The sequence below is a fragment of the Pseudomonas sp. WS 5411 genome (assembly GCF_012985595.1).
In the GTDB taxonomy this organism is placed as follows: domain Bacteria; phylum Pseudomonadota; class Gammaproteobacteria; order Pseudomonadales; family Pseudomonadaceae; genus Aquipseudomonas; species Aquipseudomonas shahriarae.
This window is the reverse complement of record NZ_JAARMC010000001.1, coordinates 680,200-699,944: the sequence shown is the minus strand read 5'-3', so window position 1 is coordinate 699,944 and position 19,745 is coordinate 680,200. Positions and strand designations below refer to the sequence as shown.

The window sequence follows — 19,745 nt, the reverse complement described above, 5'->3', positions numbered from 1 at the left end:
GCAAACCATGATCCCGACGCTGGACATTACCGAGCGTCCGGCCCCGGCTCCGCGTGCCAAGGTGGAAGCCGGCGTCAAGCTGCGCGGCGCCGAGAAGGTTGCACGCATCCCGGTGAAGATCATTCCGACCACCGAACTGCCGAAAAAGCCCGACTGGATCCGCGTGCGCATCCCGGTCTCGCCGGAAGTCGACCGTATCAAGGCGCTGCTGCGTAAGCACAAGCTGCACAGTGTGTGCGAAGAAGCCTCGTGCCCGAACCTGGGCGAGTGCTTCTCCGGCGGCACCGCGACCTTCATGATCATGGGTGACATCTGCACCCGTCGTTGCCCGTTCTGCGACGTTGGCCATGGCCGGCCGAAGCCACTGGACGTCAACGAGCCGGAAAGCCTGGCCATCGCCATCGCCGACTTGAAACTCAAGTACGTGGTGATCACCTCGGTAGACCGCGATGACCTGCGCGACGGCGGTGCCCAGCACTTTGCCGACTGCATCCGCGAAATCCGCAAACTGTCGCCGAACGTGATGCTCGAGACCCTGGTCCCGGACTACCGTGGCCGTATGGACGTCGCCCTGGAAATTACCGCCGCCGAGCCGCCAGATGTGTTCAACCACAACCTGGAAACCGTGCCGCGCCTGTACAAGGCTGCGCGTCCGGGTTCGGACTACCAGTGGTCGCTGACCCTGCTGCAGAAATTCAAGCAGATGATGCCGCACATCCCGACCAAGTCCGGGCTGATGCTGGGCTTGGGCGAAACCGACGAAGAAGTCATCGAAGTCATGAAGCGCATGCGCGAACACGACATCGACATGCTGACCCTCGGCCAGTACCTGCAACCATCGCGCAGCCACTTGCCGGTGCAGCGTTTCGTGCACCCGGACACCTTTGCCTGGTTTGCCGAAGAAGGCTACAAGATGGGCTTCAAGAACGTCGCGTCGGGCCCGCTGGTACGTTCGTCGTACCACGCCGACGAACAGGCCAAGCTGGTCAAGGCTAGCCTGGTTTCCTAAACCTTGGCGCCGATCCATTTGTGTGGATGGGCGTGTAGGGGGGGCTGGCTTGTGTGGGAGCGGGCTTGCCCGCGATAGCATCGCCTCGGTGCAACTGATACACCGAGGCGTGTGCATCGCGGGCAAGCCCGCTCCCACAGTTCGTTGTGCTGTACAGAATAGGGAGAACCAAGGATGACTAACCCGCTTGCCACCGCCGTACCCGCCCTGCGCGCCGAAGGTGTGATCGGCCTCATTGCCCCCGCTGGCCCCGCCGCGCTGGATGTTGAAAAGGCCGGGCAATGGATGCGCGCCCGTGGCTACGAGCTGCGGATTTTTTCGGGGGTGTATGAGCGCGATGGTTATCTGGCCGGCAGCGATAAAGTACGCCTGCGCGACCTGCACGCGGCCTTCGCCGATCCCGAGATCGACGCCGTCTTCTGCCTGCGCGGGGGCTACGGTACCCCACGCTTGCTCGATAGCGTGGATTTCGAGCTGCTGGCAGCCAATCCCAAGCCCTTCGTCGGCTACAGCGATATCACCGCGCTGCACTTGGCGATCAGCCGCTACGCCGGCTTCGTGACCTTCCACGGCCCGATGCTCAATGCCGACCTGCTCGGTGACAAGCAACAGCCCACGGAGTCATCACTGTTCAGCCTGCTGCGCGGCCAGCTGGGCGCTGGCAGTGTGCTGGCGCACCCAGTGGCGTACCCGCTGACCACCATTGAGCCTGGCATCGCCTGTGGGCGCTTGCTGGGGGGCAACCTGTCGATGATCGCGGCGGTGATGGGCACGCCCTTCGAGCTTGATGCCGAGGGCATCATCCTGTTTATCGAGGACGTCAACGAGCCAATCTATCGCATCGACCGCCTGCTGACGCACTTGCGCCTGGCGGGTAAGCTGGCGCAGGTGCGCGGTGTGCTGGTGGGGGATGTGGCGGGAGTGGATAACGTCGCGCTGGAGCGGCTGTTGAAACAGACCTTCCAACCGTTCTGTATTCCGGTCCTGTCCGGCTGGCGCAGCGGCCATTGCGACCCCAATCTGACCTTGCCGATGGGCGCCTTGGTGCGCCTGGATGCGGGGGAACAGCGGCTGGTGCTGGAGCAGGATGTGGTGTCTAGGCTCTGAGTGTTTTGCCGCCTGTCGGCACGCTATCGCGAGCAAGCTGGCTCCCACAGGGAATTGCATTCCAAATGTGGGAGCGGCAGTCGCCCTACACCGATCTAGCGGCTACGCAACGACTCCAACAACTTCACCGTCGGATACCCATCCGCCGGCCAGCCCAACGACTGCTGCGCCGCACGAATCGCCTTGCGCGTATTGGCGCCGATAATCCCGTCCGGGTTGCCGGCCTCATAGCCATTGGCGCTCAACACCGTCTGCAACTCGATGCGCTGGGAGCGGGTCAGTGGTAGTTCATCCGTTGGCCAATCGCCGCGAATCACCCCACCGCCGCCAAAACGCTCGGACAACAGGCCGACCGCCAGGGCGTAGGACGACGAGTTGTTGTACTTGAGGATTGCGCGGAAGTTATCCAGCACCAGGAACGCCGGGCCACGATGGCCGGCCGGCAGCAGCAGGGCGGCCGACAGCGTTTCTACGTTGGGCGGCACGCTGGCGCCGGCCGGCACCTGCAGGCCCAGCTTCAACCATTCGCCGACCGGCTTGCGCACCACGCCATCAGCCAGGGCGTAATCGAAGTTTGTCGGCAATTGCTGCACCTCAAAGCCCCACGGCTGGCCTTTCTGCCAGCCCGAGCTTTGCAGGTAGTGCGCAGTGGAGGCGAGGGCGTCGGCCGAGCTGTTCCAGATGTCGCGGCGACCGTCGCCGTCGAAGTCCACGGCGTGGGTGTTGTAGGTGGTCGGTATGAACTGGGTCTGGCCCATGGCGCCGGCCCACGAACCGCGCATCTGTTCGGCTGGAATGTCACCGTGCTGGATGATTTGCAGCGCGGCCAGCAACTGCGCCTGGGCGAATGCCGGCCGGCGGCCTTCATAGGCCAGGGTCGCCAGGGAGCGGATCACCGAGTTATTGCCCTGGAACGAACCGAAGTTACTTTCCATGCCCCACACCGAGACCAGCACCTGGCGATCAACGCCGTAGCGCTGTTCGATGCTTTGCAGGATATCGGCGTGCTTGATCAGCAAGGCCTGGCCATTGCGTACGCGCAGCGCCGACAAGGCACCGTTGAGGTATTCCCACACCGGGCGGGAAAACTCCGGCTGGCTGCGGTCGGCGCGGATGACCGCCATGTCGGGGGTGACGTTGGCGAAGGCGGTGTCGAATACCGTCGGGGTGATACCGGCCTTCAGGGCCTCGACGCGAAAACCTGCCTGCCATTCGGCGAAGGTCTGGGTCGGTTGGATATCGAGATTGGTCACGGCCAGGGGCGCAACTACGGCGGGGGCGGCAACCGGTGCGGTCTGGAGCGTGGGCAGGGGCTGAGCGTCGGCGGCGGTGGGTTTTTCGGCGCAGGCGACTAACAGGATCAGGCTGGAGGCAGCAATCAATTGGCGAAGGTGCCAACGACGGGAAAGACTAGAGGGCATGCACAGGTCCAGGAAATACGAATCAGGTGCAGACCTTATCATGCCGGAGGGGCGCTTGCCTTCAGGCAGCCAGAAAGTAAGAAGCCTCCCAGCTATTAGACTGGAAGGCTTCGCGGCGGTAGCTGCCTTTGCCTTTGCCGGCGCGTTCCTGGCGACTGCGGAACAACGGCTGGGCGATGATGGATTTGGCCTTGTTGGGGCCATGCTTGGATGGCTTTTTGCTCATGATCGGGACTCTCCGATGGGGTGGGGGATGCGGTGCAAATCATCTGCCGAAGTTTGCCGGCTGTCCAGCCCGGCGCGATGTAGGAAATATCAAAAACCTGAATACGGCGACGATCAAAATTGTAGGAGCTGGCTTGCCTGCGATGGCATCACCACCGCGTGACTGACACACCGAGGCGCCTGCATCGCAGGCAAGCCAGCTCCTACATTGGTTTTGTGGTGGTTGGGCGAGCGTGCTATTCGGCGGGCAGTGCCAGGCGCTGGCCGGACATCAGCAGCGACAAACGGCTCAAGCTCATCCACGGCGACCCTGCGGCCTGGCCCTTGATCTGCGCGTCGATGCGTTGGGCTTCGAGCAACAATTGCGCCCAGCGTTGCGCCGAGTGCCGTTGCAGGGCCTTGCTCATCAGGGGCTTGCGCTTGTCCCACACCGGCGGGCGGGCCTGGCTGAAGGCCTTGTCCAGAGGGGTGCCCTGGCTGTACTGCAGGGCGATATTGGCCAGCAAGCGCAGTTCCCGGGCCAGGGCCCAGAGAATCACCGGCGGCTCGACCCCTTCACCGCGCAGCCCTTCGAGCATGCGCAAGGCGTGAGCCGCATCCCCATTGAGGATTGCGTCCACCAGCCCGAATACGTCAAAGCGTGCGCTGTCGGCCACCGCGCCCTGCACGGTCTCGACGGTGATCTGGCCACCTTCGGCCATCAGCTTGAGCTTTTCGATTTCCTGGGCCGCCGCCAATAGGTTGCCTTCAACCCGGGCCGCGATCAGCTCGACCGCGTCCTGGCTGGCAGACAATCCGGCTTGCGACAGGCGTTGGCGAATCCATTGCGGCAACTGACTGCTGTCCACCGGCCAGATCTGGATGAACTGGGTCTGTGCCCCTTCCACCAGCGCCTTGCCCCATTTGGTTTTCTGCGCGCTGCCATCGAGCTTGGGCAGGCTGATCAGCAACAGCGTGTCCTCAGCGGGGCGGGCGCAGTATTCCATCAGGGCCGCCGCGCCTTTGTCGCCGGGCTTGCCCGAGGGCAGGCGCAGTTCCAGCAGGCGTTTTTCGGCAAACAGCGACATGCTGGCCCCGGCCTGGAGCAGGGTGCCCCAGTCGAAGCTGGCGTCGGCGCTGAACACCTGGCGTTCATCAAAGCCTTGCTGGCGCGCAGCCTGGCGAATGGTGTCGGCGGCTTCCTGGCACAACAGCGGATCATCGCCACTGACGATGTACACAGGCGCGAGGTTGCCTTGCAGGTGTTTGGCGAGTTGGGCGGGGGCGAGTTTCATAGGCTGGATGGACGGGGCGCATGACGCGCCCCGTCTGGTTTACTCGGCAGGCACTTCAACAGGCGATTGCTTGGGAATGCTGTTTTCATAGTCCTGCGCGGCTTTCAGCGCCTCGGCATCCGCCTTGGCCTTGGCGTCGGCAGTCTGCTGCAGGGCATCGAGCTGGGCCGGGCTGATCATCTGCAGGCGCAGGACCATACGCTGGACCAGGTCACGGCGCATTTCATTGCGCACCTGATTGACCTCAGTGTCGGAACCGACCAGGTTGTTGCCGTCGTGCGTCACGACCTTCTGCACTTGCAGTTTGTCGCTGATCAGCGGCAACTGGTCGTGGCCCTGGATCTGGAACATGAGCACGCTGCTCAACTCGATGTCCGAAGACCGGCCGGCACTGGCGTAGCTGAGGTTACGCTGGGTCTCTTTCTCGTCGATCAGCACCAGCTTGTAAGCCGCGCCGTTATAGACTTTGACGCCGCTGTTTTCCAGAGTTTGGCGCAGCTGGGTCACGGTTTCGCCATAGGCGTTGCGCGCGCTGACATCCAATTCCTTGATCGCCAGTTCCGTGGTGCCGGTGCCGCGCAGCTGGAAGCCGCATGCGCTCAGCAGTACGGCAAGGCCCATAACCAGCAAGTTGCGTTTGATCATTTTATTGCTCCCCTTGAAACCATGTGGGCCTTATCGAGGCCCTGGAGGTTTTGTTCGGCGCCAGGGCTCTTGCCCTGGCGCCCGATCCGATTAGCTAGCGACGATATTGACCAGTTTACCGGGCACTACGATCACTTTGCGGATCGTCAGGCCTTCGGTGAAGCGCAGCACGTTCTCATTGCAGCGCGCGGCGGCTTCGACTTCTTCGCGGCTGGCGCTGGCAGGCATGTCGATCTGGCCGCGCAGTTTACCGTTGACCTGAATCACCAGTTGCAGCGTGTCCTGGACCAGGGCGCTGTCATCCGCGACCGGCCATGCAGCATCGATCACCGCGCCGCTGTGGCCCAACTGGCTCCACAGGTCGTGGCTGATGTGCGGGGTGATCGGCGCCAGCAGCAGGACGACTGCTTCCAGGCCTTCCTGCACCAGTGCACGGTCCTGTTCGGTAGCCTGCGGGGCTTTTTCCAGCACGTTCATCAGCGTCATCACCTGGGCGATGGCGGTGTTGAATTTATGGTGCTGGCCCACGTCCTGGCTGGCTTGCTTGATGGCCAGGTGGGTGCTGCGGCGAATGAGTTTCTGCTCGTCGCTCAACGACGCCACGTCCAGTTTGCCCGGCAAGCCCTGGCTGATATGGCCATGGGCCAGGCGCCAGACGCGCTTGAGGAAGCGGTGCGAACCTTCGACGCCAGAGTCCGACCATTCGGCGCTCATATCGGGCGGCGAGGCGAACATCATGAACAGGCGGCAGGTGTCGGCGCCGAACTGGTCGATCATCGACTGCGGGTCGACGCCGTTGTTCTTCGACTTGGCCATCTTCTCGGTACCGCCGATTTCTACCGGCAGGCCGTCGGATTTCAACTTGGCACTGATCACCTTGGCTTTGCTGTCACGCTCCAACTCGACGTCCGCCGGGTTGAACCAGGTGTAGGCGCCATTGGCTTCGCGGCGATAGTAAGTCTCGGCGATCACCATGCCCTGGGTCAGCAGGTTCTTGAACGGCTCGTCAGAGCTGACCAGGCCTTCGTCACGCATCAGCTTGTGGAAGAAGCGCGCGTACAGCAGGTGCAGGATCGCGTGTTCGATACCACCGATGTACTGATCCACCGGCAACCAGTGGTCGGCTGCGGATTTTTCCACCAGGCCGCCTTCATAGTGCGGCGAGGCGTAGCGGGCGTAGTACCACGAGGACTCGACGAAGGTGTCCATGGTGTCGGTTTCACGCTTGGCAGGCTGGCCGCATTTCGGGCAGCTGCACTCGTAGAACTCGGGCATGCGCGCCAGTGGCGAACCGGCGCCGTCCGGCACCACGTCTTCGGGCAGGACGACCGGCAGTTGGTCTTCCGGTACCGGCACGTCACCGCAGGTTTCGCAGTGGATGATCGGGATCGGGCAGCCCCAGTAGCGCTGGCGGCTGATGCCCCAGTCGCGCAGGCGGAACTGGGTACGCGAGGCGCCGAGGTTTTTCTTGATCAGGGCGACTTCAATGGCGTCGAAAGCGCCTACGAAGTCCAGGCCGTCGAACTCGCCGGAGTTGATCAGGGTACCGTGTTCGCCGTAGGCGTCTTGCCATGGGGCCGGGTTGGTATCACCGGAACTGGTACGCACCACAGACTTGATCGGCAGGTTGTACTTGGTGGCGAATTCGAAATCGCGCTCGTCGTGAGCGGGCACTGCCATTACTGCACCATCGCCGTAGTGCATCAGCACATAGTTGGCGACCCAAACCGGCAGTTTTTCACCGGTCAGTGGGTGCTCGACGAACAGCCCGGTCGGCAGGCCTTTTTTCTCCTGGGTGGCGACGTCGGCTTCAGCCACGCTGCCGCCTTTGCATTCGGCGATAAAGGCCTGCAGCTCAGGGTTGTTCTGTGCAGCTTGGGTGGCCAGCGGGTGTTCGGCGGCCACGGCGACGTAGGTCGCGCCCATCAGGGTGTCCGGACGGGTGGTGAAAACTTTCAGAGCGCCCGTTTCACCGATGGAATCGACGTTGTACGGGAACTGCACTTCCATGCCCTTGGACTTGCCGATCCAGTTGCGCTGCATGGTCTTGACCTGTTCAGGCCAGCCCGGCAGGTCGTCGAGGCTCGACAAGAGTTCATCGGCGTAGGCGGTGATCTTGAAGTAGTACATCGGGATTTCGCGCTTTTCGATCAGCGCGCCGGAACGCCAGCCACGGCCGTCGATCACTTGCTCGTTGGCGAGGACGGTCTGGTCGATCGGGTCCCAGTTCACGGTGCCGCTTTTTTTGTAGATCACGCCTTTTTCGAACAGGCGGGTGAACAGCCATTGTTCCCAGCGGTAGTAGTCCGGCTTGCAGGTGGTCACTTCGCGGGACCAGTCCACGGCCAGGCCCAGGCTGCGCAGCTGGGTCTTCATGTAGGCGATGTTCTCGTAGGTCCACTTGGCGGGCGCTACGTTGTTTTTCATCGCGGCGTTTTCTGCAGGCATGCCGAAGGCGTCCCAACCCATAGGTTGCAGGACGTTTTTGCCGAGCATGCGCTGGTAGCGGGAAATCACGTCGCCGATGGTGTAGTTACGCACGTGCCCCATGTGTAGTTTGCCGCTGGGGTAAGGGAACATGGATAGGCAGTAGTAAGTCTCCTTGCCTGGCTGTTCACTGACTTCAAAGGACTTTTGCTCGTCCCAGAAAGTTTGGGCGGCATTTTCTATTTCACGGGGCTGATATTGTTCGTGCATGGCTACTTTTGAACTGAATAGGGGTGGCCTAATCCTCTTCGGTGCATTGTCCGGGTTGAGCGACACCAAAAAGCGGCGCGTCCGTGCCCAAACCCTGCGGGAAGTGGAGTTACAGGAAGCGCCGTAGCATACATGACCCCACTCTATCGAGGGAAACCCTGATTGCGCCGCGCAGGCCGTTGGTCGCGGCGCGCGGTTGGTTGCGTCAGCGCAGCTACGCTGTTTATTGGGGAGTGAGACTTATCTTTAATGAGGTGAGGGGATGGTTGATTCGCAGCGAATGAGAACGAAACCGGAAGTGTATGAAGGACTGATCGACCGCTTGGGTCGAGCACTGGACGCAGCAAGAACCGCAGGCCGATTGCGTGACGAACGGCCTGATGAGCTGGAACTGCGAGGCTTGAGCCCTGCAGAGTTTGAAGTGATCAAGGCCTACCTGGACTTGAACGCGCGCCCTATCCCGCAATGGGTGGCTCCTGTGCCAGCCAGGGAAGCGGTGCGATCGTCCAAGGTGGTATGGCTCAAGGACTTGTCCGCCGGCCGCAGCCCGGAAAAGCTGCGGTCTGTGCGATTCAAGTAACCTGATCAGCGTTATCCACCGCTGGTAAAGATTGTCGCTAAACCCCGTTACACCTTAGGCTTCGGGCATCTTTGGAGATGCTCGATGCCTATTCGTTATTTCATCAAACAATTATTGCTGCCGCCCGGCATTCTCTTGCTGCTGCTGGCCCTTGCCTGGTGGTTTCGCCGCACCCGTCCACGCTTGGCCGGCGTGTGCTTTGCCCTCGGGTTTGGCGGGATGTGGCTGATCAGCTTGCCGGTGATGGTGGAGTGGGGCGCACGCGCCTTGGAAACCGAGCCGCCATTGGCCGTGGAAGACTGGGCCAGCCTGGCAGAACGGGCCGATGCCATTGTGGTGCTGGGCTCGGGCCGCGAGCGCGGTGATCCGGCCTGGGGCGCCGATCAGCCGACCGGTATCGGCCTGGAGCGCCAGCGCTACGCGGCGCGATTGGCCAAGGCGTCCGGGCTGCCGGTGCTGACCAGCGGTGGCCTGCACTACGGCACGCCGCCCAGCGAGGCGCAGTTGATGGCAGTGTCGATGCAGCAAGACTTTGGCGTGGCCGTGCGCTGGAAGGAAGAGCGCAGCCGCACCACCTGGGAAAATGCGCAGATGAGTGCCGAGATCCTGTTGCCCCAGGGCGTCAAGCGCGTGGTAGTCGTGACCCAGGCCTGGCATATGCCGCGTTCGGTGTGGAGCTTCGAGAAGGCCGGCTTTACCGTGGTGCCGGCGCCGGTCGGCTTCCTGGGGGTGGACAATGCCCGGCCGCTGGGTGGCTGGATGCCGGAATTCAAGTCGATCTGGCAGAGCGGGCAGTTGATCAATGAGGCGGTGGGGCAGGTAGGTTACCGCCTGTTCTATCGTTAACGCCGCAAATCAACATGTGGGGCTTGTGTGGGAGCGGGCTTGCCCGCGATGGCGGTGGGTCAGTCACTAAAAATGCTGACTGATACACCTCCATCGCGGGCAAGCCCGCTCCCACAAAAGCCCGCTGCCACATTGGGTCTTGGGTGTCTGTCAGACGGTCTTGGCCATGCGCCCGGCCAGCAGGGCCCAGCCAAACAGCCCCAGGCACAGGATGATCAGCGGCCACGAACGCCATTGCAGGTACGGCGTCAGGTTGTGCATCGGTACGACCTCGCCGTAGAGAATGCCGCGCTCGAACTGCGGGATCTGCTCGGTAATCTGCCCGAATGGATTGATCAGGCCGGTCACGCCGTTGTTGGTGGCACGGATCATCCAGCGGCCGGCTTCCAGGGCGCGCATCTGGGCCATTTGCAGGTGCTGCAAGGGGCCGATGGAGGTGCCGAACCAGGTGTCATTGCTGATGGTCAGCAGTAAGTCGCTGCGGGCGGCGAGGCCGGCGGCGAACTCCGGATAGACCACTTCGTAGCAGATATACGGCGCGATCTGATAACCCTTGGCTTGCAGCATGGCCTGGTCCTCAGGCCCGCGGGCGAAGTCCGACATCGGCAGGTCGAAGAACGCGATCAGCCCGCGCAATACATCCTGCAGCGGCACGTACTCGCCAAAGGGCACCAGCTTCTGCTTCAAATAGGTGCCATCGCCTTGACCGACCACGGTGATACCATTGAAGTAGCGCTTCTCATGGCGTACTTCCTGGCGGATCGGCACGCCGGTGATCATCGCCGCGTTCCGGTCGGCAGCGAATTTGCCCATCATCCCCAGGTAGCCCTCGACGGACTCCTTGAGCACCGGCACGGCGGTTTCCGGCCAGATCAGCAGGTCCACGCGCTTGGAGGCAAAACTCATGTCGCGGTACAGCGCCAGTTGCGCGTTGAGCTGCGCCGGGTCCCACTTCATGCTCTGCTCGACATTGCCCTGGATCGCCGCGACGGTCAGCGGTTCACCGGCGGGGCTGGTCCAGGCGTAGTGCTTGAGCCCCAGGCCAATGGCCCAGGGCGCAACCAGCAGCACCAGGCCTGCGCCGATAAACGCGTTGCGCCTGGCTGCCAGCAAACGCGGCAGGTTGACGAGCAGTGCCGCGCTCAAGGCCAGGGCAAACGAAATCAGCCACACCCCGCCCAGCGGTGCAAGCCCGGCCAGCGGGCCGTCGAGTTGACTGTAACCGGAGTACAACCAAGGGAAACCGGTGAGGAACCAGCCGCGAAACGCTTCCTGGCCCACCCATAGCGCGGCAAACGCCAGGGCATCGGCCAGCGGCGCTTCGTTACGGCGCAGCCAGCGCGCCCAGAGCCAGGCGGGCAGGGCAAAGAACAGCGCAATCGCGGCGGTGAACGCGAGCATCAACAGCCCGGCCAGTAGCACCGACGCGCCGCCAAAGTGATGGATGCTGTAGTAGATCCAACTGGTGCCCGCGCCAAACAGGCCAAAGCCGAAACACCAGCCACGCCCGAAGGCCTGGCGGGGTGTCAGTTGGCGCATCCCGGCATAGAACACCCCGACCGCCACCAGCGCCAGCGGCCAGATATCGAACGGCGCCAGCGCCAGGGTGGTGATAGCACCGGCCACCACGGCCAGCAGGTTACCGGGCCAGCCGGGTGCGGTGAGACGGCGCATATCAGTCCTTAGCGGGCAATAGGTGTCAGGCGGATCAGGTGGATGCGACGGCTATCGGCATTCAGGATGCGGAAGCGATAGGCGCCGATCTCGGTGGTTTCGTTACGCTTGGGCAAGTGACCAAACGCACTCATCACCAGGCCACCGACAGTGTCGAACTCATCGTCGGAGAATTCGCTGTCGAAGAACTCGTTGAAGTTCTCGATCGGCGTCAGCGCCTTGACCAGGAAGTCACCGCTGGGCAGCGGCTTGATGTAGCTGTCTTCTTCAACGTCGTGTTCGTCTTCGATATCGCCGACGATCTGTTCCAGCACGTCTTCGATGGTCACCAGGCCGGCGACACCGCCGTATTCGTCAATGACGATGGCCATGTGATTGTGGTTGGCGCGGAACTCGCGCAGCAGCACATTCAGGCGCTTGGACTCAGGCACAAAGGTCGCAGGACGCAGCAGGTCCTTGATGTTGAAGCTGTCGCCGTTCTCCTTGAGGATCAGCGGCAGCAGGTCCTTGGCCAGCAGGACACCCATGACGTCGTCATGGCTCTCGCCGATCACCGGGTAGCGCGAGTGCGCCGAGTCGATCACGGCCGGGAGGAATTCCCGTGGGGTCTGGGTCGCCTTGATGCTGATCATCTGCGAGCGCGGGACCATGATGTCCCGAACCTGCAGGTCAGCCACCTGGATGGCGCCTTCGACGATGGCCAGCGCTTCGCTGTCCAGCAACTTGTTCTGATGGGCCTCGCGCAGCAGCTCCAGCAGCTCCTGGCGGTTTTTCGGCTCGTGGGCAAAAGCCTGGGTCAGTTTACCCAGCCATGACTTTTGCCCGTTGCTCGATCGGTCTTCGCTCATAGCGATTACTCTAAATCCTTGATTGTTTCAGTTGAGTGTCGATTAGTGTTCGTCGTCTGCATAGGGGTCAGGATGACCCAACTCTGCAAGCAACGTTCGTTCCAGTGCTTCCATTTCTTCGGCTTCTTCATCATCTATATGGTCGTAACCCAACAGATGCAAGCAGCCGTGCATGACCAAGTGGGCCCAGTGGGCCTCCAGGGCCTTGCCTTGTTCCTTTGCCTCGCGCTCCACCACTGCGACGCAGATCACCAGGTCACCCAGCAGCGGGATATCCAGCAGTTCATCCGGCACATCGGCGGGGAACGACAGCACATTGGTCGCGTAGTCTTTCTGGCGCCAGGTGTGATTCAGCTCGCGGCCTTCAGGTTCGTCCACCAGACGGATGGTCAGTTCCGAGTCGGCGCTGCGCTGGCGCAGGGCCAGTGTGCACCATTGGCGGAACTGTTCTTCGCTGGGGGCTGGCGCTTCAGTGGCCAGTTGCAGATCAAGCTCAAGCATCGCGGCGGTTGTCCTTCGACAGCCCGTCGTCGCGGTGTTCGAAGCGCTCGTAGGCCTCGACAATGCGCTGCACCAGCGGGTGACGCACCACATCCTTGGGCATGAAGTGGGTAAAGCTGATCCCCGGCACGTCCTTGAGCACCTCGATCACCTGGCCCAGGCCCGACTTGGTGCCCTTGGGCAGGTCGACCTGGGTGATATCGCCGGTGATCACGGCGGTGGAGCCGAAACCGATACGGGTCAGGAACATCTTCATCTGCTCGACCGTGGTGTTCTGGCTTTCGTCGAGGATGATGAAGCTGTTGTTCAACGTGCGACCGCGCATATAGGCCAGCGGGGCGATCTCGATCACCTGGCGCTCGATCAGCTTGGCCACGTATTCGAAGCCGAGCATTTCATACAGTGCGTCGTACAGCGGGCGCAGGTACGGGTCGATCTTCTGGGCCAGGTCGCCGGGCAGAAAGCCCAGTTTCTCGCCAGCTTCCACCGCCGGGCGCACCAACAAGATGCGTCGCACCTGTTCGCGCTCCAGGGCGTCTACCGCACAGGCCACGGCCAGGTAGGTCTTGCCGGTACCGGCCGGGCCGATGCCGAAGTTGATGTCGTTGCCGAGGATTTCTTTGACATAGCGCTGCTGATTCAAGCCGCGCGGGCGAATCATGCCTTTTTTGGTACGCAGCGCCACGCTGGCTTCGGCCACCGGGTTATTGGCCAGGTCTTCCACGGCGGATTCCTGCAGGTACAGGTGCACGGTTTCCGGCGACAGCTCGCTACCCTTGGTTTCGCGGTAGAGGCGACGCAGCAGGTTTTCTGCAGACGTGGTGTGCTGGGGTTCGCCAATCAGCTCGAATTGATTGCCGCGGTTGCGGATCTCGATGCTCAGGCGTTGTTCGATCAGGCGCAGGTGCTCGTCGAACTGTCCGCACAGATTGGCGAAACGACGAGCCTCAAACGGCTCGAGGAGGAAACGATGGGGTTCTGCTATGGGTGCGTTCAAGGTTGCTTTTAGCCGCCCTTTGGCTGTTTAGGTGAAATAGAGGATAACGCCAGCCGCCGGTGTGCGAAAGCACTTAAGTTATCGGAATGCTGCGCGGTTCCCATGTGGGAGCGGGCTTGCTCGCGAAGGCGGTGTGTCAGTCAATGCATCTGTCACTGATCCACTGCCTTCGCGAGCAAGCCCGCTCCCACATTTTGATCTCCACCAGTCAGGAGTATTGATGGGTTACTGGATCAGTGAGCCGCGCAGCGAGTGCGGTTGCGCCGCGTCGATGTGCACGTCGGCGAACTGGCCGATCAGCGTCGGGTTGTCGCAACGGAAATTGACGATCCGGTTGTTCTCGGTACGTCCCTGCAACTCGCCCGGGTCTTTCTTCGAGTAATCGGTGACCAGGATGCGCTGGGTCGAGCCGACCATTTGTCGGCTGATCTCGAAACCTTGCTGGTTGAGGCGATGCTGCAAGGCGTTGAGGCGCTCCTTTTTCAGCTCCTCCGGGGTTTCGTCGACCAGGTCGGCAGCCGGTGTGCCGGGGCGCTGGCTGTAGACGAAGGAGTAGGAGAAGTCGAAACCGACGTCTTCAATCAGCTTCATGGTCTGCTGGAAGTCCTTCTCGGTCTCGCCAGGGAAACCAACGATAAAGTCCGAACTGATGCAGATGCCCGGCACGGCGGCGCGCAGTTTGCGCAGCTTGGACTTGTACTCCAGGGCCGTGTGGTTGCGCTTCATCGCCGAGAGGATGCGGTCCGAGCCCGATTGCACCGGCAAATGCAGGTGCTTGACCAGCTCCGGCACTTCGGCGTGGGCCTGGATCAGGCTGTCGGAGAACTCCAGCGGGTGCGAGGTGGTGTAGCGAATCCGCTCGATACCGTCTACCGCCGCGACCACGCGAATCAGCTCGGCCAGGTCCGCCAGGCGCCCATCGTGGGTCTGGCCGCGATAGCCGTTGACGTTCTGCCCCAGCAGGGTCACTTCACGCACGCCGTTTTCGGCCAGGTGGATGATTTCCGCCAGCACATCGTCGAACGGTCGGCTGACTTCTTCGCCCCGGGTATAAGGCACCACGCAGAAGGTGCAGTACTTGCTGCAACCTTCCATCACCGACACATAGGCGCTCGGGCCGTCGATGCGTGGCTCGGGCAGGTGGTCGAACTTTTCGATTTCCGGAAACGAGACGTCCACCTGCGGCAACTTGGTGATACGCGCAGCGTCGATCATTTCCGGCAGGCGGTGCAGGGTCTGCGGGCCGAAGACCACGTCGACATAGGGTGCGCGGTCGCGAATGGCCGCGCCTTCCTGGCTGGCCACGCAACCGCCGACGGCGATCACCATGTCCGGGTTGGCCAGTTTCAGTTCACGCCAGCGGCCCAGCTGCGAGTAGACCCGGTCCTGGGCCCGTTCGCGGATCGAGCAGGTATTGAGCAGGATCACGTCGGCATCTTCGGCGCGAGCCGTGACTTCCAGGGCCTGATGTTCACCCAGCAGATCGACCATGCGCGAGCTGTCGTACTCGTTCATCTGGCAACCGTGGGTTTCGATGTAAAGCTTCTTGGCCATGGGAATCGTCAACTGGTGGTAAAGAACCGCGCATTATAGGGGGCATGCCCATTGGTTCCTAGCACTGTGCATCGGGTGCCATGCTATAGTTCGCGCCCTCATTTATATCCGCCGATGTGCTGCCCGCCCCCCATGACCAAACGTGAAGCTCCAATCTACAAGGTGATTTTCCTTAACCAGGGCCAGGTGTTCGAAATGTACGCCAAACAGATCTATCAAAGTGATCTGTGGGGCTTCCTGGAAGTGGAAGAGTTCGTCTTTGGCGAGCGCACGCAGCTGGTCGTCGATCCGGGCGAGGAAAAGCTCAAGGCCCAGTTCGAAGGCGTGGTGCGCAGTTTTGTGCCGATGCATTCGATTGTACGCATCGACGAAGTCGAGCGCCTGGGCACGCCCAAGATCAGCGAGGCGCGGGGTGTGAGCAATGTCATGCCGTTTCCGATGCCGATGCCTGAGAAGTAGGCTTTTAGACCGCGTCGCGCCCATCGCAGGCAAGCCAGCTCCCACATTTGAATGTGTTCACAAATCAAAATGTGGGAGCTGGCTTGCCTGCGATGACGTCAGAAGGGTTTAGATAACCTCAAGGCAGCGGCGAAAAGGGCGAACGCCCATCCGCACTCTGCAATTCCTGCAGGTAATTGCGGAAAATCTGCCCCAGCACCTGGGTCGCCACTTCCAGCTCATCGCGCTGCATGTGCTCGGCCACTTCGTCAGCGGTGTCGAGCGCATCTTCGGCGCCGTTGACCGCCGCCATCTTCAGCACGATATACGCCTGCACGTTGTTGGCCGGCACGCCTTCGCCATGGAAGAACATGCTGCCCAGCTTGAATTGCGCCTGGGCATGACCCTGCAGCGAGGCTTTTTCGAAGAAGCTCAAGGCTTTGTTCAGGTCGCGGGCAGAGTTTTTTTCGTCGTAGAAGAATTCGCCCAACTCGTATTGCGCCTGCGCATCCCCGCCATCGGCCAGGGTTTGGCAGGCGCTCAGCGCCTCGGCCTGGCTGTCGGACTGAGTATTGAGGGTGCAACGACCCATCGCTGGGATCAACAACGAGTTGCCGCCCGCTTGTGCATGTGCAAGCAGCGGTTGAAGGAGCAACAGGCAGCCCAGAACCAGGGTGCGGCCGGTGCGTTTCATGGGAATCGACTTACCTCTGACGGGGCGCGTGGAGCCACGTGGGGATCCAATAAGCGCGCATTATGAAATAAGCAGGCCTCTGCTTACAAAGTCTTTACTCGTTTTTCTGCTGCGTGGGCAAGTTATCTGCCGGATTGCAGGTGTTTTCTCGAAAAAACGAGGAAATTTCTGTAAGCAAGGTAACAAATCTGACGCCGCCAGGGGCGACGTCAGGTTATGGCTGTCTTACTTCAGTGCGGCGAAGGCGCGCTCGGCAGCATCCAGGGTCAGTTTCAGCTCGGCGTCGCCATGGGCGATGGAGGTGAAGCCGGCTTCAAAGGCACTTGGTGCCAGGTACACGCCACCTTCGAGCATCAGGTGGAAGAAACGCTTGAATAGGTTGGCATCGCTGCCCATCACATCGTCAAAGGTCACGATGTCGTCGGCACCGCTGAAATACAGGCCGAACATGCCACCGGCCTGGGTCGTGACGAACGGGATACCCGCTGCATCGGCGCGTTGTTGCAGGCCGTCCAGCAAACGCGTGGTGTAGGCGCTCAGCTCGGCATGGAAGCCAGGGCGGCTGATCAGGCGCAGGGTGGTCAGGCCGGCGGCCATGGCCAGCGGGTTACCGGAGAGGGTGCCGGCCTGGTAGACCGGGCCCAGCGGCGCGATGTGCTGCATGATCTCGCGCTTGCCGCCGAAGCAGCCTACCGGCATGCCGCCGCCGATGATTTTGCCGAAGGTGCTCAGGTCCGGCGTTACGCCGTAGTGAGCCTGGGCGCCGCCGAGGGCAACGCGAAAGCCGGTCATCACTTCGTCGAAGATCAATACCACACCGTGTTTATCGCACTGCTCACGCAAGCCTTCGAGGAAACCCGGGGCCGGCGGTACACAGTTCATGTTGCCCGCCACCGGCTCGACGATGATGCACGCCACCTCCTGGCCGACTTCGCTGAGCATTTGCTCGACGGCGCCGATGTCGTTGAACGGCAAGGTCAGGGTGTGCTTGGCAAACGCAGCTGGCACGCCAGCCGAACTCGGAACGCCCTGGGTCAGCAGGCCGGAGCCGGCCTTGACCAGCAGGCTGTCGGAGTGGCCGTGGTAGCAGCCTTCGAACTTGATGATGCTGTCGCGGCCGGTGAACCCACGGGCCAGGCGAATCGCGCTCATGGTCGCTTCGGTGCCGGAGCTGACCATGCGCACCATCTCCATCGACGGTACGATCGAGCACACCAGGTCGGCCATTTCGGTTTCCATGGCGGTGGGCGCGCCGTAGGACAGGCCGTGTTCCAACTGCTTGCGTACTGCGTCCAGCACGTCGGGGTGGCTGTGGCCGAGGATCATCGGGCCCCACGAACCCACGTAGTCCACATAGCGCTTGTCATCTTCGTCGGTGACGTAGGCGCCTTCGGCGTGCTTGAAGAACAACGGCGTGCCGCCGACGCTCTTGAACGCACGCACGGGGGAGTTCACACCGCCGGGGATGTGTTTCTGGGCATTGGCAAACAACGTTTCGGAACGAGACATGGGCAGGCTCTCTGAATTCAGGATTTGAGGAGTTCGTTGAAGGCGCGGGCGCGGCGCGTCACGTCCTGGGGGCTGTCGGCACCGAACAGGCCGTGGACCACTGCCAGCAGGTCGGCACCGTGCTCCACCAGGGGCGCGGCGTTTTCCAGGGTGATGCCGCCGATCACGCAGATCGGCACCTGCAGGCGCGCGCGGGCCTGGGCCAGCATTTCAACGGTGGCTGCGGGTGCACCGGGTTTGGTCGTGGAGTTGAAGAAGCGGCCAAAGGCAACATAGCTGGCACCTTCGCGCGCAGCCTGTTCGGCCAGTTCGATCTGGCTGTGGCAGGTGGAGCCGATAATGGCATTGCGCCCGAGTAACGCTCGGGCCGGGGTCAGCGGGCCGTCGGTCTGCCCCAGGTGAACGCCGACGCCCAGGCGCGCGGCCAGTTCGGCATCGTCATTGATGATCAGGTGGGTCTTGTAGCGCGAGCACAGTTCACGCAGAGCCTCGGCTTCGCGCAGGCGACGGGCCTCGTCGCTGCTCTTGTCGCGGTATTGCAGCAAGGTCACGCCGCCTTCCAGCGCGGCCTCGACGTAGGACAGGAACTTACCGGCCAATAGTTGGCTGTCGGTAATGGCGTACAGGCCACGTAGTTTCATCGAGTAGGCCCCTTGATATTACGAACAGAAATCCAATGGCAGGCGACGCGGCACAAATTGCCCCTGGCCCAGTTGTTCGGCGTCCCGCAGGGTGCGCCAGGTGTAATTGAGTGCCGACTCCACGGCGCTGGCCAGGCCTTGACCCTGGGCCAGGCGGCCGGCCAGGGCGCTGGCCAGAGTGCAACCGGAGCCGTGATAGCTGCCGGGCAGGCGCTGACAGGTAAACGTGTGGCGTGTGCCGTCGCGGCTGTAGAGGCGATTGTGCACCTCATGCTCGTCGCCATGGCCGCCGGTGATTAACAGGTGCTTGATAAACGGCAGCAGTTTCTCGGCGCATTCATCCGCCGTGCCGTTGGGCAGTTCGGCGAGGATGCGCGCCTCAGGCAGGTTGGGCGTGGCAATCAGCGACAAGGGCAACAGCCGCTCGCGCATCGCATAGCCGACCTCGTCCTTGCCCAGGCTACCGCCGCCGCCGGCGCGTAGCACCGGGTCGCAGACCACCGGCAGGTGCGGGTGCTGCTGGAGCAGTTCGACCACGGTATCGACCATCACCGTGGACCCGAGCATGCCCAGCTTGACCGCCGCGACTTCGGAGTCACCGAGCACGGCGTTGGCCTGGGCCAATACCCACTCGCGGTCGAGCACGCGGAAATCGCTGACATTCACGGTGTTCTGCACGGTCAGCGCGGTCACGGCCGGGGCCGCATGACAGCCTTGGGCGAGCAGGGCTTCGATATCTGCCTGCAAGCCGGCGCCACCACTGGGATCATGGCCGGAGAGACAGAGGACAACGGGGCGAGAGCTGTAGATATTCATGGTGCGCGAGCTTACCACCAAACGCTTTTTGCGTGGCTGTCGGGCAGTGCTGGTATTTGACGCCGAAACACACTGGTAAATGGCTATAGGCCATCATCCATTTCTAGCAATTAGTGCGCTGAAAGGCCCGGTCTAGAGCCTTTCAAAAAATTATTTCAATGGTGTCTTTTGGCCTTTACCGGCTATGCTAGAGTGGATCCAAACAACTTAAATGTATCGCCGGTGTACGTCATCTCAAAAGGAATGGGGGGCTTTTGACATAACCGGAC

Annotated in this window: 19 protein-coding genes; 5 read left to right on the top strand and 14 right to left on the bottom strand. The window is 61.9% G+C overall.

Annotated elements, in window-relative coordinates; all coding sequences use genetic code 11:
• The first annotated feature begins 7 nt into the window (after positions 1-7).
• Positions 8-1,009 carry a lipoyl synthase gene (lipA, locus tag HBR93_RS03200; RefSeq protein ID WP_057444888.1) on the top strand — a complete coding sequence of 334 codons (1,002 nt, stop codon included), beginning with the start codon at positions 8-10 and terminating at the stop codon, positions 1,007-1,009.
• Between the two features lie 174 nt (positions 1,010-1,183).
• Positions 1,184-2,116 carry an LD-carboxypeptidase gene (locus tag HBR93_RS03195; RefSeq protein ID WP_169959810.1) on the top strand — a complete coding sequence of 311 codons (933 nt, stop codon included), beginning with the start codon at positions 1,184-1,186 and terminating at the stop codon, positions 2,114-2,116.
• Between the two features lie 95 nt (positions 2,117-2,211).
• Here the strand turns inward: HBR93_RS03195 and HBR93_RS03190 are convergent, their stop codons facing one another.
• The 5 genes from HBR93_RS03190 to leuS form a co-directional block, all read right to left on the bottom strand.
• Entirely contained in the window at positions 2,212-3,537 is a 1,326-nt protein-coding gene (locus HBR93_RS03190) for a lytic murein transglycosylase (RefSeq protein WP_057439007.1), read from the bottom strand.
• A 61-nt stretch (positions 3,538-3,598) separates the two neighbouring features.
• Positions 3,599-3,763, bottom strand: coding sequence for an alternative ribosome rescue factor ArfA (gene arfA / locus HBR93_RS03185; protein ID WP_003176285.1), 165 nt, complete (start codon positions 3,761-3,763; stop codon positions 3,599-3,601).
• Between the two features lie 235 nt (positions 3,764-3,998).
• Complete coding sequence (gene holA / locus HBR93_RS03180) at positions 3,999-5,036, bottom strand: DNA polymerase III subunit delta (RefSeq protein ID WP_057960696.1); 1,038 nt, start codon at positions 5,034-5,036, stop codon at positions 3,999-4,001.
• 39 nt (positions 5,037-5,075) lie between these two features.
• The gene (gene lptE / locus HBR93_RS03175) at positions 5,076-5,681 is read right to left on the bottom strand and encodes an LPS assembly lipoprotein LptE (protein WP_057960695.1); all 606 of its coding nucleotides are present in this window, start codon (positions 5,679-5,681) and stop codon (positions 5,076-5,078) included.
• Positions 5,682-5,771: 90 nt separating this feature from the next.
• Positions 5,772-8,378 (bottom strand): leucine--tRNA ligase, encoded by a 2,607-nt coding sequence (gene leuS, locus HBR93_RS03170; RefSeq protein ID WP_169959809.1) that lies wholly within the window; start codon positions 8,376-8,378, stop codon positions 5,772-5,774.
• A 262-nt stretch (positions 8,379-8,640) separates the two neighbouring features.
• On the opposite strand from leuS, the gene HBR93_RS03165 reads away from it, so the two are divergent.
• Together HBR93_RS03165 and HBR93_RS03160 are read left to right on the top strand one after the other, a co-directional pair.
• Positions 8,641-8,958 carry a hypothetical protein gene (locus HBR93_RS03165; protein ID WP_057439011.1) on the top strand — a complete coding sequence of 106 codons (318 nt, stop codon included), beginning with the start codon at positions 8,641-8,643 and terminating at the stop codon, positions 8,956-8,958.
• A gap of 84 nt (positions 8,959-9,042) precedes the next feature.
• Positions 9,043-9,804, top strand: coding sequence for a YdcF family protein (locus HBR93_RS03160; RefSeq protein ID WP_057439012.1), 762 nt, complete (start codon positions 9,043-9,045; stop codon positions 9,802-9,804).
• Positions 9,805-9,954: 150 nt separating this feature from the next.
• Here the strand turns inward: HBR93_RS03160 and lnt are convergent, their stop codons facing one another.
• From lnt to miaB, 5 genes are all read right to left on the bottom strand, one after another.
• Positions 9,955-11,478 carry an apolipoprotein N-acyltransferase gene (gene lnt, locus HBR93_RS03155; protein WP_057960692.1) on the bottom strand — a complete coding sequence of 508 codons (1,524 nt, stop codon included), beginning with the start codon at positions 11,476-11,478 and terminating at the stop codon, positions 9,955-9,957.
• Positions 11,479-11,486: 8 nt separating this feature from the next.
• Positions 11,487-12,326: an HlyC/CorC family transporter gene (locus HBR93_RS03150; RefSeq protein WP_005791724.1), complete on the bottom strand. Its 840-nt coding sequence runs from the start codon at positions 12,324-12,326 to the stop codon at positions 11,487-11,489.
• Between the two features lie 42 nt (positions 12,327-12,368).
• Positions 12,369-12,827 (bottom strand): rRNA maturation RNase YbeY, encoded by a 459-nt coding sequence (gene ybeY, locus HBR93_RS03145; protein WP_057960691.1) that lies wholly within the window; start codon positions 12,825-12,827, stop codon positions 12,369-12,371.
• Entirely contained in the window at positions 12,820-13,824 is a 1,005-nt protein-coding gene (locus HBR93_RS03140; protein ID WP_029292238.1) for a PhoH family protein, read from the bottom strand. Before HBR93_RS03140 ends, ybeY begins: the two co-directional genes overlap by 8 nt.
• Positions 13,825-14,049: 225 nt before the next feature.
• The gene (gene miaB / locus HBR93_RS03135) at positions 14,050-15,378 is read right to left on the bottom strand and encodes a tRNA (N6-isopentenyl adenosine(37)-C2)-methylthiotransferase MiaB (protein ID WP_057439015.1); all 1,329 of its coding nucleotides are present in this window, start codon (positions 15,376-15,378) and stop codon (positions 14,050-14,052) included.
• Positions 15,379-15,510: 132 nt separating this feature from the next.
• Here miaB and HBR93_RS03130 point away from each other — a divergent pair, with 132 nt between their 5' ends.
• Positions 15,511-15,837, top strand: a complete 327-nt coding sequence (locus tag HBR93_RS03130) for a DUF1820 family protein (protein ID WP_003236992.1) — start codon at positions 15,511-15,513, stop codon at positions 15,835-15,837.
• A gap of 118 nt (positions 15,838-15,955) precedes the next feature.
• Here HBR93_RS03130 and HBR93_RS03125 read toward each other — a convergent pair whose 3' ends face one another.
• From HBR93_RS03125 to HBR93_RS03110, 4 genes are all read right to left on the bottom strand, one after another.
• Entirely contained in the window at positions 15,956-16,510 is a 555-nt protein-coding gene (locus HBR93_RS03125) for a tetratricopeptide repeat protein (protein ID WP_169959808.1), read from the bottom strand.
• A 225-nt stretch (positions 16,511-16,735) separates the two neighbouring features.
• Positions 16,736-18,019: a glutamate-1-semialdehyde 2,1-aminomutase gene (gene hemL, locus HBR93_RS03120; RefSeq protein WP_057439018.1), complete on the bottom strand. Its 1,284-nt coding sequence runs from the start codon at positions 18,017-18,019 to the stop codon at positions 16,736-16,738.
• A 17-nt stretch (positions 18,020-18,036) separates the two neighbouring features.
• Positions 18,037-18,660, bottom strand: coding sequence for a thiamine phosphate synthase (gene thiE / locus HBR93_RS03115; protein ID WP_057439019.1), 624 nt, complete (start codon positions 18,658-18,660; stop codon positions 18,037-18,039).
• Between the two features lie 18 nt (positions 18,661-18,678).
• Complete coding sequence (locus HBR93_RS03110) at positions 18,679-19,476, bottom strand: hydroxymethylpyrimidine/phosphomethylpyrimidine kinase (protein WP_057960683.1); 798 nt, start codon at positions 19,474-19,476, stop codon at positions 18,679-18,681.
• Positions 19,477-19,745 lie beyond the last annotated feature (269 nt).